Source organism: Methanobrevibacter sp., assembly GCF_045611865.1.
GTDB lineage: Archaea > Methanobacteriota > Methanobacteria > Methanobacteriales > Methanobacteriaceae > Methanocatella.
Genome location: NZ_JAZKXX010000060.1, coordinates 35,277 through 50,327 on the forward strand (window position 1 = coordinate 35,277; position 15,051 = coordinate 50,327).

Annotated in this window: 17 protein-coding genes; 10 read left to right on the plus strand and 7 right to left on the minus strand. The window is 35.3% G+C overall.

All coding sequences use genetic code 11. The features are described 5' to 3' along the window. Position 1: 1 nt before the first annotated feature. Positions 2-1,372: an MATE family efflux transporter gene (locus ACKI32_RS05865; protein WP_407414452.1), complete on the minus strand. Its 1,371-nt coding sequence runs from the start codon at positions 1,370-1,372 to the stop codon at positions 2-4. A 93-nt stretch (positions 1,373-1,465) separates the two neighbouring features. Here ACKI32_RS05865 and purD point away from each other — a divergent pair, with 93 nt between their 5' ends. From purD to argF, 3 genes are all read left to right on the plus strand, one after another. Then, entirely contained in the window at positions 1,466-2,776 is a 1,311-nt protein-coding gene (gene purD, locus ACKI32_RS05870) for a phosphoribosylamine--glycine ligase (RefSeq protein ID WP_407414454.1), read from the plus strand. Between the two features lie 21 nt (positions 2,777-2,797). Continuing rightward, entirely contained in the window at positions 2,798-3,643 is an 846-nt protein-coding gene (locus ACKI32_RS05875; RefSeq protein ID WP_407414456.1) for a TMEM175 family protein, read from the plus strand. Between the two features lie 61 nt (positions 3,644-3,704). Beyond that, complete coding sequence (argF, locus tag ACKI32_RS05880) at positions 3,705-4,610, plus strand: ornithine carbamoyltransferase (RefSeq protein WP_407414458.1); 906 nt, start codon at positions 3,705-3,707, stop codon at positions 4,608-4,610. Here argF and ACKI32_RS05885 read toward each other — a convergent pair. Both ACKI32_RS05885 and ACKI32_RS05890 read right to left on the minus strand, forming a co-directional pair. After that, the gene (locus tag ACKI32_RS05885; protein WP_407414460.1) at positions 4,602-4,853 is read right to left on the minus strand and encodes a zinc-ribbon domain-containing protein; all 252 of its coding nucleotides are present in this window, start codon (positions 4,851-4,853) and stop codon (positions 4,602-4,604) included. The genes argF and ACKI32_RS05885 overlap by 9 nt on opposite strands. After that, positions 4,843-5,175 (minus strand): DUF2085 domain-containing protein, encoded by a 333-nt coding sequence (locus ACKI32_RS05890; RefSeq protein ID WP_407414462.1) that lies wholly within the window; start codon positions 5,173-5,175, stop codon positions 4,843-4,845. Before ACKI32_RS05890 ends, ACKI32_RS05885 begins: the two co-directional genes overlap by 11 nt. 83 nt (positions 5,176-5,258) lie before the next feature. Here ACKI32_RS05890 and ACKI32_RS05895 point away from each other — a divergent pair, with 83 nt between their 5' ends. From ACKI32_RS05895 to ACKI32_RS05915, 5 genes are all read left to right on the plus strand, one after another. After that, on the plus strand, positions 5,259-6,953 hold the full coding sequence (locus tag ACKI32_RS05895) for an acetolactate synthase large subunit (protein WP_407414464.1): 1,695 nt from the start codon (positions 5,259-5,261) through the stop codon (positions 6,951-6,953). Then, complete coding sequence (gene ilvN / locus ACKI32_RS05900; protein WP_407414466.1) at positions 6,954-7,439, plus strand: acetolactate synthase small subunit; 486 nt, start codon at positions 6,954-6,956, stop codon at positions 7,437-7,439. Position 7,440: 1 nt separating this feature from the next. Next, the gene (locus ACKI32_RS05905) at positions 7,441-7,968 is read left to right on the plus strand and encodes a beta-class carbonic anhydrase (protein ID WP_407414468.1); all 528 of its coding nucleotides are present in this window, start codon (positions 7,441-7,443) and stop codon (positions 7,966-7,968) included. Positions 7,969-8,077: 109 nt separating this feature from the next. Beyond that, the gene (ilvC, locus tag ACKI32_RS05910; protein WP_407414470.1) at positions 8,078-9,070 is read left to right on the plus strand and encodes a ketol-acid reductoisomerase; all 993 of its coding nucleotides are present in this window, start codon (positions 8,078-8,080) and stop codon (positions 9,068-9,070) included. 39 nt (positions 9,071-9,109) lie between these two features. After that, positions 9,110-10,117: a methanogenesis marker 12 protein gene (locus ACKI32_RS05915; protein WP_407414472.1), complete on the plus strand. Its 1,008-nt coding sequence runs from the start codon at positions 9,110-9,112 to the stop codon at positions 10,115-10,117. Positions 10,118-10,154: 37 nt separating this feature from the next. Here ACKI32_RS05915 and ACKI32_RS05920 read toward each other — a convergent pair whose 3' ends face one another. Further along, positions 10,155-10,346 (minus strand): LSM domain-containing protein, encoded by a 192-nt coding sequence (locus ACKI32_RS05920; protein ID WP_407414474.1) that lies wholly within the window; start codon positions 10,344-10,346, stop codon positions 10,155-10,157. Positions 10,347-10,421: 75 nt separating this feature from the next. On the opposite strand from ACKI32_RS05920, the gene ACKI32_RS05925 reads away from it, so the two are divergent. Further along, positions 10,422-10,565 carry a hypothetical protein gene (locus ACKI32_RS05925; protein WP_407414477.1) on the plus strand — a complete coding sequence of 48 codons (144 nt, stop codon included), beginning with the start codon at positions 10,422-10,424 and terminating at the stop codon, positions 10,563-10,565. 5 nt (positions 10,566-10,570) lie between these two features. Here the strand turns inward: ACKI32_RS05925 and surE are convergent, their stop codons facing one another. Then, positions 10,571-11,347: a 5'/3'-nucleotidase SurE gene (surE, locus tag ACKI32_RS05930; protein ID WP_407414479.1), complete on the minus strand. Its 777-nt coding sequence runs from the start codon at positions 11,345-11,347 to the stop codon at positions 10,571-10,573. 268 nt (positions 11,348-11,615) lie between these two features. On the opposite strand from surE, the gene ACKI32_RS05935 reads away from it, so the two are divergent. Further along, positions 11,616-12,497 carry a restriction endonuclease gene (locus tag ACKI32_RS05935; protein WP_407414481.1) on the plus strand — a complete coding sequence of 294 codons (882 nt, stop codon included), beginning with the start codon at positions 11,616-11,618 and terminating at the stop codon, positions 12,495-12,497. Here the strand turns inward: ACKI32_RS05935 and ACKI32_RS05940 are convergent. Then, positions 12,478-13,512, minus strand: a complete 1,035-nt coding sequence (locus ACKI32_RS05940) for an oligosaccharide repeat unit polymerase family protein (RefSeq protein WP_407414483.1) — start codon at positions 13,510-13,512, stop codon at positions 12,478-12,480. The two genes, ACKI32_RS05935 and ACKI32_RS05940, sit on opposite strands and share 20 nt — an antisense overlap. After that, positions 13,513-14,862 carry a Ni-sirohydrochlorin a,c-diamide synthase gene (gene cfbB / locus ACKI32_RS05945; RefSeq protein WP_407414485.1) on the minus strand — a complete coding sequence of 450 codons (1,350 nt, stop codon included), beginning with the start codon at positions 14,860-14,862 and terminating at the stop codon, positions 13,513-13,515. It abuts the gene before it with no gap. Positions 14,863-15,051 lie beyond the last annotated feature (189 nt).

Here is a 15,051-nt window from a genome sequence, read left to right on the forward strand (position 1 = left end):
TTTAATTAGCAGGATGTTGACTTTTGATTAATTTGTTGATGTAAAGCTCAATACATCCGTAACATATCAGCGAACCGATTCCACCACCTAGAAGCATTCCGCAGTATATTCCAAATTCACCCATATTGAATGTAAATCCTAGTAGATATGCAAAGATTAACACTAAAATGAATTCCCGGAATGCTGTTAGGATAAATGATATTGTTCCTTTTCCAACACCCTGGAAAACATTACCTGCACTTGCACCAAATGGAACATATAGGATGAATAGGCACATTAACTGTAGGAAACCAGCTATTAGAGGCGCCAAATTGGCACTGTTTTCAGAATATGAGAAAATAAACACAATTTGATTTGCAAATATATTTAATATTATGCACACTATTATTGAAGCTATTAAAGCCACTTTAACGGCATATCTTGCAGTTACTCTTAGGTTTTCATATTTTTTTGCACCAAATGCCACTCCGGCCACTGATATTGCTGCTGTTCCAACTCCAATTGCCGGAAGCATTCCGATGTTTACTATTCTCCAACCTGCAGTATATACTGCCACTGCCACAGGTCCAGATACGATTGTAAGCATGTAATTTACAAATATTGTTAAAACGGACAATACCAATTGTTCTAAACTTGCAGGAATACCGACTACGAGTATATCCTTATACATTTTAAGGTCATTATGGAAATCTTTTATGTTATATGAGAGGTAAGTGTCTTTTTTAACGAATATCCAGTAGAACATTAAAAGCAGGCTTATGAATGGCCCTAGGGCTGTTGCCCATGCTGCTCCCTGAATTCCCATATTTAATGTGTAGATAAATATTGGATCCAATATCATATTGATTATCGCAGCAAGTGCTATTGGAACTGTTGCCCTTTTAATGTCTCCTTCTGCTCTGAATGCTCCCCCCACGATTGGTGGCATTAATATTGCAAATGTCCAGATGAATATTATAAATCCATAGTCCATTGCATAATTTAGAACGTCACTTGCTCCCATCATCAAAAGCATTGGTTTCATCAATGCTAAAAATATTATTGAAATAGCTATTGAAAATATCAGGCTTAAAATCAGGTTGTGTATTGCCGCATTGTTTGCGGAGTGTTTGTCCTCCGCTCCGATATATCTTGATATCAATGAGTTACCACCGGCTCCAAGTCCGTTTCCAAAACCGACAAGTATCATGAATAGTGGTGTGATGTATCCAAGTGCAGCTAGTGGTTCTGCACCAAGTCCTGCTACCCAAATACTGTCAATAATGTTGTTTGCAAAAATTAGGAACATACTTGCTATAATTGGTACTGATAACTTGTTTATTGCCTTTTTTGGGTCTCCTGTTATCATTTCTATGTTTGAATTTTTTTCCATAATTTACCTCTCTTGTATAGCAACTATACTCTTTTATATGTAAGTTAGTATTAAATATTTTTAAAAATATATATTTTTATAGGAGAATTTACTATGAAAGTTTTAGTTGTTGGAACAGGTGCTCGTGAACATGCTATTGCCGATGCCCTAAAAGACGATGTAGAATTATACTGCTACATGAGTAAAATAAACCCTGGAATGAGTAAAATTGCCGAGTTCAAGCAAGGTGACGAAGGGGAAGTTGAAAAAGTAGCAGAATATGCAGTTGAAAATGATATTGACATTGCATTTATCGGTCCTGAAGCTCCACTTGGAAAAGGAATCGTGGATGAACTTCAAAAAAATGGAATTAAATGTGTTGGACCAACCCAAAGTGCAGCACGTATTGAAACCGATAAATCATTTATGAGAAAACTCTTTGAAGACTATGAAATTGAAGGGTCACTTGTCTATAAAGTATTTGATAACTCTGAAGACGTATCTAAATTTTTGGATGAGTTTGACCGTGACGTTGTAGTAAAACCGGTAGGTTTAACCGGTGGTAAAGGAGTAAAAATTGTCGGTGACCACTTAAAAGACAATGAGGAAGCAAAGGAATACTCATGTGAAGTAATTGATAATGTCATGGGCGGATTTGCTCAAGTAATCATTGAAGAGAGATTAATCGGTGAGGAATTTACCATCCAGGCATTCTGTGACGGTGAAAACTTAGCTCCTATGCCTGCAGCACAAGACCATCCTCATGCATTTGAAGGTGATGTTGGAGCTATTACTGGTGGTATGGGTTCCTACTCTGATGTTGGTGGTCTGTTACCATTTTTAAGCCAAGATGATTATGATAAAGCTGTAGAAATTATGAAAGCTACATTGAAAGCTATTGCTGAGGAAGCAGAACCTTACAAAGGTATTTTATACGGTCAATTCATGTTAACCGCTGATGGACCAAAACTCATAGAATACAATGCAAGATTTGGTGATCCTGAAGCTATGAATGTTTTACCACTTTTAAAAACTCCATTAGTTGATATTTGTCAAGCTATTGTTGACGGTAACCTAGATAAAGCTGAATTTGAAAACAAAGCCAGTGTATGTAAATACATTGTTCCTGATGGATATCCGGAAACAAAATATGCTGGAGAACTCATTGAAGTTGATGAGGAAGCTATTGAAGAACTTGGTGCTAAAGTATTTTATGCAGCCGTAAGTCAGGAAGACGATGGAATTCACTTGTCCGGTTCAAGAGCATTGGGTATTGTAGCTAGTGGTGAATCCATTGAAGAAGCTGAAAAAGTAGCTGAAAAGGCATGCGAGTTTGTCAAAGGTAATGTCTACCACAGAAGAGATGTGGGAACAACAGACCTTGTAAACAAACGTGTTGAACATATGAAAGAAATTTTAAACTAAATTTCTTTTTTTCTTTTTTTGGTGATTGAAATTAAAAAATATACTTCTGATGATGTGGATGAGTTAAAAAATAATATTTCCAATCAATTGGAAGTTTTAAGGGAAAATACTGATGATAGTAAAACTATTGAAAAAATAGACAATTTTTTAGATTCTTTAGATGAAGAAACTGATAAACATCAAAGTCCCCGTAGAGAAGTAAAAAAGCTCAAAAGGACTAGTAAAAAAATAAGTTTTTACCAACGTTTCAAAAAAGCCCTGCAAAGTGATGTTAATATAGATCCTGGCCGTTTGATGGGTTTAACTGATGGTATTTTTGGAATGGTAATGACATTATTGGTATTTGCTATTGCTCTTCCAGAACTTCAAATTGCTAATTATTCCGATTTTATAGTATTCATTTCAACATTAACCCCAACAATTGGCATTACTATAGTTAGTTTTGTTTTAATCAGTTCCTTTTGGATCTGCCACCATGAATTCATTAAGATAAAAACTTTTGATATTATATATTTGTGGATTAACATAATTTTCTTAATTTGCATTTCATTTATCCCATTTACAACTTCTTTAATTGGAAAATACTCACATTTCTTCTTATCTGAGGCAGTCTTTGGTTTAAATATATTTTTAACAATCGTATTCTTCTTGTTGATGTATTATTATTCTTATTCTAGGAATTTTCTTGAGAAAACACCTTCACATGATGAAAGACATTATATTTACCATACATTTTTCATATTGATGGGCTTGACAGTTATTGTAAATCTCCTGGACTTCAACGTGTCAAGCAATTTCATATATCTATTCTTACTTGTCCCGGTAATCTCTGCAGTTCGTGATATCATGTTTAAGATGAAATCATAGAAACATTTAATATATATATTCTACATATATCTTTTTTTATCATATTTAAAAGGGGATTTAAATGGGTAGTTTATTGTCAATAACTGACATCAAAGAGGATGTAAAAGACATTTTGGATTTGGCTAGTAAAATCAAAGCGGGAGAGATGGAAGAAAAACCTCTTGAAGGTAAAACATTAGCAATGATTTTCCAAAAGTCATCAACAAGAACAAGACTTTCATTTGATGTTGGAATGTACCAGTTAGGTGGAAGAGCTATCTTTTTGTCTTCCAATGATTTGCAGATGGGAAGAGGAGAACCTATTTTAGATACTGCTAAGGTTTTAAGCCGTTTTGTTGATGGAATAATGATTAGAGCCATCAAACATAGTGATGTTGAAGAGCTAGCCCTACATTCTGATGTGCCCGTTATCAGTGGATTGACTGATTTGGAACACCCTTGTCAAGCCTTGGCTGATATGTTGACAATTAAAGAGCATTTAGGTAATTGGGAAGGTAAAAAAATCTGTTTTGTCGGTGATGGTAATAATGTTTGTAATTCCCTTTTATTGATTGCCCCACTTTTAGGAATGGACATGTCTGTAGCATGCCCTAAAGGCTATGAGCCTGATGAAGCTATTTTAAATACTGCTAAAGAATATGCTACAGAAAATGGTACTGAAATTACTGTTAGCGATGATATTGGTGTTGCCCTTGAAAATGTAGATGTGGTATATACCGATGTTTGGGTCAGTATGGGCGATGAGGCAGAGGCCGCTCAAAGAGAAATTGATTTTGCGCCGTTCCAGGTAAACACTGATTTGATGAGTTTAGCCAATGATGGTGCTATTTTCATGCATTGCTTGCCTGCAATCAGAGGCCAAGAAGTAACCAGTGAGGTTATAGATGGGCCTCAATCTGTTATCTATGATGAGGCCGAAAACAGAATGCATGCTCAAAAGGCTGTTTTATACTATTATTTAAAGTAATCCGATAATTGCAAAAATAATAAAAACCCCAATTACACATAAGCAGCATTCCATCCAAGAAAATTTATCGGTACTGAATTTTGTAGTTGTTTGGCTATTTTGGTAGTTATTTTCTCTTTTTTGGTAAGTTGGACTTTCGATTACTTCTGCTTTTTTTGCTTTTTCTTCTTTTAGTAATTCACCACAATTTCTACAGTATACTGCTTCTTCAGGATTTTCTTCACCGCAATGTCTACAATACAACTAAAACCCACCTTATTATTATTTTTAAAAATATTATCAAACCTATTCCACCAATGAATCCTGTAGAGAACCTTAGGGTATTGGTACTTTCTCTTGGACCGAAATATTGTGTCATGCCATCAACTGCCACCGGAACCATCAATATCATTGATATGATTAACATATTTAAATCGTAGCTATGGGAGTTAAATAAGCTCCAAATTAAATAAACAACCAATCCAGTGTAAAAACCTGTGCATCTTGCACAAACTGGAAATTGACGACCTTTGATAAAGAAACTTCGCTCCGGTTTTTGGTGGCAGATGTATTTTGCAATGTTCATTTTATTCACATTATTACGCTTACATAATTATATATATTTTCATTTACATATGTAATTGCATAATAGATATAAAGGTTTTGAAAATGAGAGGCGGAGAAGCGATAATAGAATCCCTCAAAAATATGGGGGTCAAGACAATATTTGGTTATCCTGGCGGACAAACCATACCATTCTATGACATGTTATATGATGCAGATATGGATCATATACTGGTAAGACACGAACAGTGCGCAGCTCATGCAGCTGACGGTTATGCAAGGGCATCTGGTCGTGTGGGTGTGTGTTTGGCAACTTCTGGTCCGGGTGCAACTAACCTTGTAACCGGTATTGCTACTGCTTATATGGATTCTTCTCCAATTGTAGCTATTACTGGACAAGTTCCTACTCATTTGATTGGTAATGATGCATTTCAAGAAGCGGATATTATTGGAATAACTATGCCCATTGTTAAACATAGTTATCAGCCAAAAGATCCTGATTTAATTCCTTCAATGGTCAAATCCAGTTTTGAAATTGCAAAAACCGGAAGGCCTGGTCCTGTTTTGATTGATGTTCCAAAAGAGGTTCAGGAAGGGGAACTTACCAAATTCGATGATACTTTAATCGATACGCCTGGCTATAATCCAACCATTAAAGGTAATATCAGGCAAATTAAAAAGGCTCGTGATTTAATTAAAGAGGCTAAAAGACCATTGATTTTAGCTGGTGCAGGCGTAATTATATCCAATGCATGTTGTGAACTTAAAAAACTTGCAGAAACTATTAATGCTCCTGTAATGACTTCACTTTTAGGAAAAGGAGCTATTGACGAAACTGATGACTTGGCATTAGGAATGCTTGGTATGCATGGACGTAAGGTATCAAACGATTCAATCAATGAAGCTGATTTATTAATTGCTGTTGGTATTAGATTTTCAGATAGAACAACAGGTAGATTAGATAGTTTTGTTCCTGATACAAAAGTTATTCATATTGATATAGACCCTGCTGAAATCGGTAAGAATGTTGATGTGGACCTACCAATCGTAGGTGATGCTAAAAACATATTGTCATCCCTAAATAAGGTTTTAAATGATTATACCGTACCGCAGGATGTTGTTAACTGGACAAACATGATAAAACAAAGAAAACAGGATTTACTTCCTCGTGTAACTTATAGTGATGTTCCACTTAAACCTCAAACTGTTATTAAGGAAATTTCAGAGGTTTTAACCCCAGAATCTATTCTTACAACCGATGTAGGTCAAAATCAGATGTGGGCGGCTCATTTCTATGACACTCAAAAGCCACGTAAATTCATTTCATCCGGTGGTTTAGGTACTATGGGCTTTGGATTCCCATCAGCAATCGGTGCAAAAGTGGCTTGTCCGGATGATCCTGTCGTTTCCATCAATGGAGATGGTGGATTTTTAATGGTTTGTCAGGAACTTGCAACAGTTCGTGAATATGATATACCTGTAATTGCAGTGGTTCTAGAAAACAGAACTTTAGGAATGGTATATCAATGGCAAAGCTTATTATATAATGAAAGACACTCTCAAACTTTATTGGGCAATAGTCCTGATTTTGTCAAACTCGCAGAAAGTTTTGGCATAAATGGAGTTAGAATTACAAAACCTGGTGAGACAAAAGATGCTTTATCTAAAGCTATTAAGGATAATGAAGCAATATTATTGGATATTGTTGTTGATCCAGATGAATTACTTCCGATGCTTCCTCCAGGAGCTGGAATTAATGAGATGATTGGTGAATATAAACTTGAAAAGGATGTGAATTAAATGGAGAAAGGATACCATGTTATTTCCACATTAGTTGAAGATAAGCCTGGAGTTCTACAGAAAGTAGCAGGCTTGTTTAACAGAAGAGGTTTCAATATTGACAGCATAACCGTTGGAGTATCAGAAGTAGAAGGCCTATCACGTATGGTAATTGCTGTGCATGCAGATACAAAAGGCCTAGAACAAGTTACAAAACAACTAAACAAGTTAGTTGATGTTATCAAGATTAAAGATATTACTAAAAATGCAGTAAAAAGGGAATTATGTCTTGTTAAAGTAAATATCCCTAATGAAAAGGCAAGAGCCGAAATAATGCAATATTCAAATATTTTCAGGGCAAAGATAGTTGATGTTACCGAAGAAACATTGATTATTGAATTGACTGGAGATACAAAAAAGATTAATGCATTCATATCTTTAGTAGAAGGTTATGGAATCAAAAAGATTTCACGTACCGGCCTCACAGCAATGGCAAGGGGAGTATAAAATGACTATTTTGGAAAATGTTTTAGAGGATAATAAGAAATTTGTTGAAAACTTCGAGGGCGAGGAAATGTCTCACCATGCAGCTAAAAAGTTAGCTATCCTAACTTGTATGGATTGCAGATTGATTGACTTTTTTGAACCTGCACTTGGTCTTAAAAGAGGAGATGCAAAAATCGTAAGAAATGCAGGAAATTCAATTGTCGGCGAAGACGCAATCAGATCAATCGGTGCTGCTCTTTATAATTTAGGCTGTGAAGAGGTTCTGGTTGTAGGACATACTGAATGTGGTATGGCCGGTGCAGATGCTGAAGCTTTAAAAGAAAAAATGCTTGCACGTGGAATTGCTGAAGAAGACATTGCCAAGTATGATTTGGCCGAATGGATTGGAGGATTTGAAGACGAAGAAGAAAACGTTAAAAACGTCGTTGAAAAAATCAAAAACCATCCATTGATTCCTGATGTACCGGTACATGGTCTTATAATTGATATTGTAAGCGGTGAGTTGAAAGTTTTAGTAGATGGTTACTAATCATCTATTTTTAAATTTTTTTTTGATTTGGTTAGTTTTATTAATATTGAAAATTATATTTATTAAGTGATATTTTACTATATCTTAAAGATTAAAGAGATGATTTTAAATGAAAATGTATTACGATGCAGATGTAAGTACTGACGCTCTTGAAGGAAAAACCATTGCTGTAATCGGTTATGGTTCTCAAGGTAGAGCACAATCCAGAAACATGGCTGACAGTGGAGCTAATGTTATTGTTGGTGTTAGAGAAAACGGTAGTTCTTGGAACTTAGTTCAAGAAGATGGAATGACTGTAAAAACTATTGAAGACGCAGCTAAAGAGGCTGACATCATTCACATCTTGCTTCCTGATGAAATCCAAGAAAAAGTATACAAAGAACAAATCGCACCATATGTTGAAGCTGGAAACACCATTTCATTCTCCCACGGTTACAACATTCACTTTGGATTAATCAAACCTGATGAAACCGTAAACATTGTAATGTTTGCACCTAAAGGACCTGGATCTATGGTAAGAAGAACCTACGAAGAAGGATTCGGTATTCCTGGTTTAGTAGCAGTTGAAAGAGATGCTACTGGAGATGCTTTACAACTTGCATTAGGTATGGCAAAAGCTTGTGGTTTAACCAAAGCTGGCGTTTTAGAAACCACTTTCCAAGAAGAAACTGAAACTGACTTGTTCGGTGAACAAACAGTTTTATGTGGTGGTATCACTGAATTAATCAATGCAGGATTTACTACTTTAGTTGAAGCTGGTTATCAACCTGAAATCGCTTACTTTGAAACTTGTCACGAAGTAAAACTCATCGTTGACTTAATCTATGAAAAAGGTTTTGCTGGAATGTGGACCGATGTAAGTAATACTGCTGAGTATGGTGGTTTAACTAGAGGAAACAGAATCATTACTCAAGAAGCAAAAGACGGTATGAAAGCAGTCTTAAAAGAAATCCAAGATGGAACCTTCAAAAAACAATGGGCTGATGAAAACGCTACCAACGGCGCTAACTTAAAAGAAATGAGAGCTGCTGAAGGTCAAAAAGACATTGAAATTGTTGGTAAAAGACTTAGAAAAGCTTGTGGATTACAAAAAGACGATTAAGTCTTTTTTCTTTTTTTATTTTATTTTTTTGTGATAATAATGGTATTTATTGGAATGGACCATGGAACTACTGGAATCTCTTTTTGCATAATGTCATCATCCGGTGAGGTTATTGATGTATTTAAAATCGGAAGAGAGGAAAGCAAAAAGGGTCTTGTATCTGCAACCGAAGAGTTGAAAAAACGTGTTGATTTAAGTTCAGTTAAGCTAATGGCAATCACCTATGCGATGGGTGATGGAATAAGCGAGATTATACCTACATCCAAAGTAAAAGACAGGGGAATATTGTCAATCAGCGGTGCAGGTAAGGTAACTGGCGGTGGAACATCCGTATTTTCAGAGCTTGAAAGGTTGGATATTGATTCAATAATGATTCCTGGCCTTCACAAGGATTCCACTTCCCTAGATAAATTATTCAGAGCAGCTTACTCACACCAGGCAAGTCCTGAAAAGGTAAGCATTTCATACAATGCCTTAAAGGAAACAGGATGGAATAACTTCATCGTTGCCGATATCTCATCAAACAGTGTAGATATCCTAATAGAGGATGGAAAAATCAAAGGTGCAATTGATGCATGTCTGGGTGCAATGGGTGTTGTCCACGGACCACTTGATTTGGAAATGCTCAGAGACATTGACGATAACGGAAGGTCTGCAAACGATTGCTTTTCACATGCGGGGGCCATTAAAATCGCTGGAATTGATGGTAAAGTGGCAAACATGAAAAATCAACTGCTTTCAAATTACAAAGTAGGTGATGAAAAGGCAAAATTGGCTATTGATACATTGATAATGACTGTTGCAATGGAGATAGCGGGTTTGGATGTTGTATGTAAAAATGACATTGAAGGAATTGTTTTAACAGGATCTATTGGAAGTGCAACCGAACCGTTTAATTTTGCAGATGAAATTAATAAATATTTCAAAGATAAATATCCTCTAAAAGTAATTTCAGCTGAATCCGGAGCTATTGGTGCAGCTCAAATTGCGATGGATGTTTACAATGGAAAAAAAGAAATATTAGGCATTGAAGTTAATATTTCTTAATTCTTTTTTTTAGTGATGGTTTTTTAAAAAAATGAGTCTATTCTTTAATACTTATGAATATGATATTTCCGCCTTTTATTGTTTCAAGGCCGTTTTCATTTTCCAAAACAAGATTTAAGTAGTTATCTATTGCTATTATTTTTCCTTCGGTTTGATAATCTCCTCTTAAATCTACAGATACGTTTTTATTTTTAAATTGTCTGAATAATTTGTTTACATCGTCACTCATTTTTTCAAATCCTTGGTAATTCTACATTAATATTAATGTTTCATCTTTAAATACTTTAATGTTTATAATATAATCATGGCAATAAATCAATTAGAAAGTACTTTAGAAGCTATTACTCGTACAATAGCCCAACTTAAAAAAGACGGTTGTAGTGATGAAAAAGTTTTAAATGAACTTCGTGAAGAAAGAGATAAAATACTTAAAGATTTAAACATGTAAGTATTTTAATCCAACCATTCTTTTAATAAACTCATATCACTTGTTAAATCAATTTTCAATGGCGTTATGGTAGTTTTCTGTTCTCTTTTTAGTTCATAACCATCGCTTCCAGGCGCATCTGATTCATATGGAATGCCGCCAATCCAATAGTATGGTTTGTGGCGCGGGTCTAAGCGTTTGTGAATTATTGGGGTATACATCCTACGGCCCAATTTAACAACTTCAAAATTCTCATCTGAAGGGTTTGCAGGGACATTAACATTCAATAGGTCAATTCCTTCAGGTAAACCTTTTTTTAAAACTATTTTTGCTAGTTTGTTTAGCATTTTTCCCGCAAAGCTAAAATCGATTTCAACATCTCCGTTTTCAAATTTGATGTCATCCCTTGTTACTTCCAGTGAAATTGCTATTGTTGGGATGTTAAAGCTTGCAGCTTCGATTGCAGCTCCAAGTGTTCCTGATGTTGTGAGTTCAGCTTGACCAAGGTTAAACCCGGTGTTTATTCCTGAAATCATCAAATCCGGCTTTTCATCCATGATTTCAAATAGTGCTAGTGTAACGGCATCTGTTGGAGTTCCGCTTACACCATAACCCAAACTTCCGTCTTTAAGTGTGTATTCATTTACTCTTAATGGTTCATATAATGTTATTGCGTGGCCTATTCCACTTTGTTGGATTTCAGGAGCCACTACATAAGTATCACATAAATTTTCAATCGCTTTTTTTGAAGCAAGTATTCCTGATGCGGTTATTCCATCATCATTACTTATTAATGCTTTCATATATTAATTTGGGTAGTTTGTTTTTTAAATAATTTTTTATTTATGATAACAACCTTCATCAAACAGATTACCCAAAACATTATAATGGTTTTTTACAATATGTATTTAAATAATTAATACATATATTAAAAATTAGTAAGAGAGTATTTGTGAAGTAAGTGCTACTCATATTCTTTGTGCAATTCATCCTCAGCTTAAAGAAGTAGAGGTATTCTTGCATAAATAAGATAAATTATAATATTAACAAAAATACACTAAGGGTGGAAACTTGGAAAAACCACAATTGATTAATTTTATAGCGAAAGTAATGGAGGACTCAGGTTTTAAGGTTTATAAGAATTTTAAGACCTCACAAAGAGTTGTTGATATTTATGCTATTCTACCTACTACAATTGGGGATTTTGGGGTAGTTGTAGCATGTAAGAATTATGATAAAACATTTGAGATTGGTGTGGATGTTTTAAGGGAAATGGAACAGGTCCAAGATAGCCTTAAAGCTTCCAAAGTCACTATTGTTGCTTCCTGTTATTTCTCACAGCAAGCTAAAAACTATGCTCTTAGAAAAAACATCAAATTGGTCGACAGGGACAATTTAGTTGAAATGGCTAAGAGATATCAGGACAATATGAACCAACAAGGTGTTGGGGATACTTCTTATTATGACGGAGGATATATTGAAGAGGATTATCCTGAATACTCCTATGATGCATCAGATATGGAGTATTTAATGCAGAGAAGAGATCAAAATCCGCACGTTTACAAAAATACTTTATACAGACAGGTCGATGAGCCAAGAACTAACATGTTGTCTGGTATTTTAAATAAGGGCCAAAAAACTACCCGCAGTTTATCCGGATATAGTTCAGGTAATTTAATTGGTGGCGGAGCTGATTCCCTATTCTTTAAACTTATCAGCAATCCTATTGTTTTAATCGTTTTCGTTGTTATTGTTGCCTACATTATTGCTTACATTTGTGGTAACTTACTTAAAATGGATGCTGGCATAACAGGTTTAATTGAAATGTTTGTTGCCCTTTTAATGTCTTATGGTTTATCCCTATACACAGAAAGAAACAGTGAATTCATTATCAGAGGAACATTTGTATTCTTTATTTCATTGATTATATTGATTATTTTAATCTTTGTATAATTATGTAAATAAGGCCGATTAGGTATAAAAACCATATCATAATGTCTGTTGGTCCGGTTTCTATCCAAATAATAGTGTGTGTTAATATTATGGAATAAATTCCTATTCCAATTCCTTTTTTTAGTTTATGGATGAGTCCTAAAAACACTCCCATAAATAACATTTGAATTGTAAGGCCTATCAGGCCGAAGTCTAAATATACAGGTCCAAACAGTGTTGATGTCAGGCACACGTCGTAGTGCAGGACGTACTGGCCGATAAATGTTCTCGGACTTCCTGATGAGAAAATCATGCTTAATATTTTTCCGTTTGTGGTTCCTGCAAGAGGCATTATCTTTTCAAATACTTCCAGGGTAAAGGCGGCCCTGTAAAATATTAGTTCCAAAGGATTTAATGTCCAGGTCTGGTTTGCAATGGACTGTGATGCAATGTATCCGACACCCATAATTCCAACGGCTATTATTGCAATGAATATTATTCCCGCTTTTCTTGAAATCTTGTCCAGGTAGTATAATGTTATAAATGAACTTCCCAAGATTCCCAAAACAGAGGTTCTATAACCGTTAAGACCGAAGATTAATGCACCTAGAAGTATGACGATTAGGTATTTTCTGTTGTAGTATTTAGCTAAAAGAAGATTTAAAGCTATTAAAAATAAAGGATAGGCAACTCTCCAAATGTTTGTTGTTGCATTTGACTTTAAGACGCTGTCAAAAAGTGGAATTCCTCCAAGTAAAATCATGTTAATTGTTTGAAGGATCAGGGCAAGAATTGCTAAGCCTAAAAGCAGTCTTTCACTTAAAAAGGAGATGTCCTTGACGTTTTCAATATTTACCTTATATTTAACGGCCAAAACACCTGCCGTAAATATTATGCATGAAAATATTACAGTCAGGATTACCCCTGTGCTTAACGGGTCTTCGAATCGGTAGTTGAATGATCCGATATATCCCATCGCCAGAAAGGCAAGAATTGCCACAACAACAATCAAGGGATTGAAAAAATCTCTTTTCATTTAATCTCCTAATTCCTTTGCAGATGTTGTGAAGTTAGCTGCAAAATCAGGCATTGCAGCTACATGTGTGTGAACATAACTTGCAAGGGTGTTTTTTTCGATAAAACCGTCCTGAAGGTTATATGAACCTTTACCCCTTGTGATTTTAAATGCTAGAGGATTTTTAAGTTCGTTAACTATTACCTTTGAGTAGTGGAATTCATGACCGTTGAAGGTTTCACCCTTTTTGGAGATGATGTTATCCTGGGTTACCTCGGCAATTGTGTATTTTAGTGCCTGAACCCTATCGGTAAGGACGGATTTGTATGGATAGATTCCAACCTGCCTGTCGTCATGTATTGAATTCATAAGATACATAAGGCCTCCGCATTCAGCAAATATCGGTCTATTTTCCAAGTGGAACTCTTTGATTTGTGTCAACATGCTTTTATTTTGAGATAACTCCTTTGAAAACAGCTCAGGATATCCTCCGCCTATGTACAGGCCGTCAGCATCAGGCAAATCCTCATCATTTAATGGTGAAAAGTACTGAATTTTAGCGTTGTTAGCTTCAAGTGATTCTAGATTTTCCTTATAATAAAAATTAAATACCTCATCATATGCAACTGCAATCTTTACAGGCTGTCTATTGCCTTTGTTCCAGATTGGTATGATTTCAGAGGTTATTTTCGGTGCGGTATTTGCAATTTCAACAAGACGGTCCAAATCGATTGAGTTTTTAATCACATCACTCCACAGGTCAATGAACTTAAGTGAGTTTTCCCTTTCTCTTGCCGGAACAAGGCCCAAATGCCTTTGTTCGATTGAAATGCTCTCATCCCTTATGATTCCTCCGATGACTTCGGTTTTTGTAATCTCTTCAATTGACCTTTTGGTCTTTTCGAAGTGTGCCTTGTTTTTGACCTTGTTTAGGATAACACCGGCAATGTTGATTTCTGGATCTAAAGCTTTAAAACCCAAAACCAAAGCGGCGGCACTTTTAACAAGACTTCTTGAGTTGATTATCAAAATCACAGGAGCTTTCAGAGCCTTTGCAACACTTGCGGTTGAGCCGATGTCATTTATTGAATCGATTCCTTCATAAAGTCCCCTTACACCTTCAATGACTGCAATGTCTTTTTTATCCATAGCCTTCAGGTAGGAATCTCTGATTTGTCCCTTTTTCATGAAAAATGAGTCAAGGTTTCTTGAAGTGTTTCCTGTGGCAAGGGTATGGTATGACGGATCAATGTAATCGGGTCCAACCTTGAATGGCTGAACATTATATTTTTCACTTAAAGCCTTCATTATTCCGGTAGATATTGTTGTCTTTCCAACCGCACTACCTGTTCCCGCTAAAATTATTCTCATATTATAATATATTATGGGGTGGGTTTTATTAAATTATCTATGTTATTAAACATTTGGCAATGATTGTTTTTTCATTTTCGGGAATTGGGATTTAATTTTAATATATAATATATATTATTATAGGGATAGCCGGAAAATATTGTATAAAAATATTTTTTACATTTCTGCAAATTTTCTTCCCATTTTCAT

Coding starts and splice junctions, on each gene's coding strand:
- ACKI32_RS05865 (WP_407414452.1), bottom strand. CDS start 1,372: ATGGAAAAAAATTCAAACATAGAAATGATAACAGGAGACCCAAAAAAG.
- purD (WP_407414454.1), top strand. CDS start 1,466: ATGAAAGTTTTAGTTGTTGGAACAGGTGCTCGTGAACATGCTATTGCC.
- argF (WP_407414458.1), top strand. CDS start 3,705: ATGGGTAGTTTATTGTCAATAACTGACATCAAAGAGGATGTAAAAGAC.
- ACKI32_RS05890 (WP_407414462.1), bottom strand. CDS start 5,175: ATGAACATTGCAAAATACATCTGCCACCAAAAACCGGAGCGAAGTTTC.
- ACKI32_RS05895 (WP_407414464.1), top strand. CDS start 5,259: ATGAGAGGCGGAGAAGCGATAATAGAATCCCTCAAAAATATGGGGGTC.
- ilvN (WP_407414466.1), top strand. CDS start 6,954: ATGGAGAAAGGATACCATGTTATTTCCACATTAGTTGAAGATAAGCCT.
- ACKI32_RS05905 (WP_407414468.1), top strand. CDS start 7,441: ATGACTATTTTGGAAAATGTTTTAGAGGATAATAAGAAATTTGTTGAA.
- ilvC (WP_407414470.1), top strand. CDS start 8,078: ATGAAAATGTATTACGATGCAGATGTAAGTACTGACGCTCTTGAAGGA.
- ACKI32_RS05915 (WP_407414472.1), top strand. CDS start 9,110: ATGGTATTTATTGGAATGGACCATGGAACTACTGGAATCTCTTTTTGC.
- ACKI32_RS05920 (WP_407414474.1), bottom strand. CDS start 10,346: ATGAGTGACGATGTAAACAAATTATTCAGACAATTTAAAAATAAAAAC.
- ACKI32_RS05925 (WP_407414477.1), top strand. CDS start 10,422: ATGGCAATAAATCAATTAGAAAGTACTTTAGAAGCTATTACTCGTACA.
- surE (WP_407414479.1), bottom strand. CDS start 11,347: ATGAAAGCATTAATAAGTAATGATGATGGAATAACCGCATCAGGAATA.
- ACKI32_RS05940 (WP_407414483.1), bottom strand. CDS start 13,512: ATGAAAAGAGATTTTTTCAATCCCTTGATTGTTGTTGTGGCAATTCTT.
- cfbB (WP_407414485.1), bottom strand. CDS start 14,862: ATGAGAATAATTTTAGCGGGAACAGGTAGTGCGGTTGGAAAGACAACA.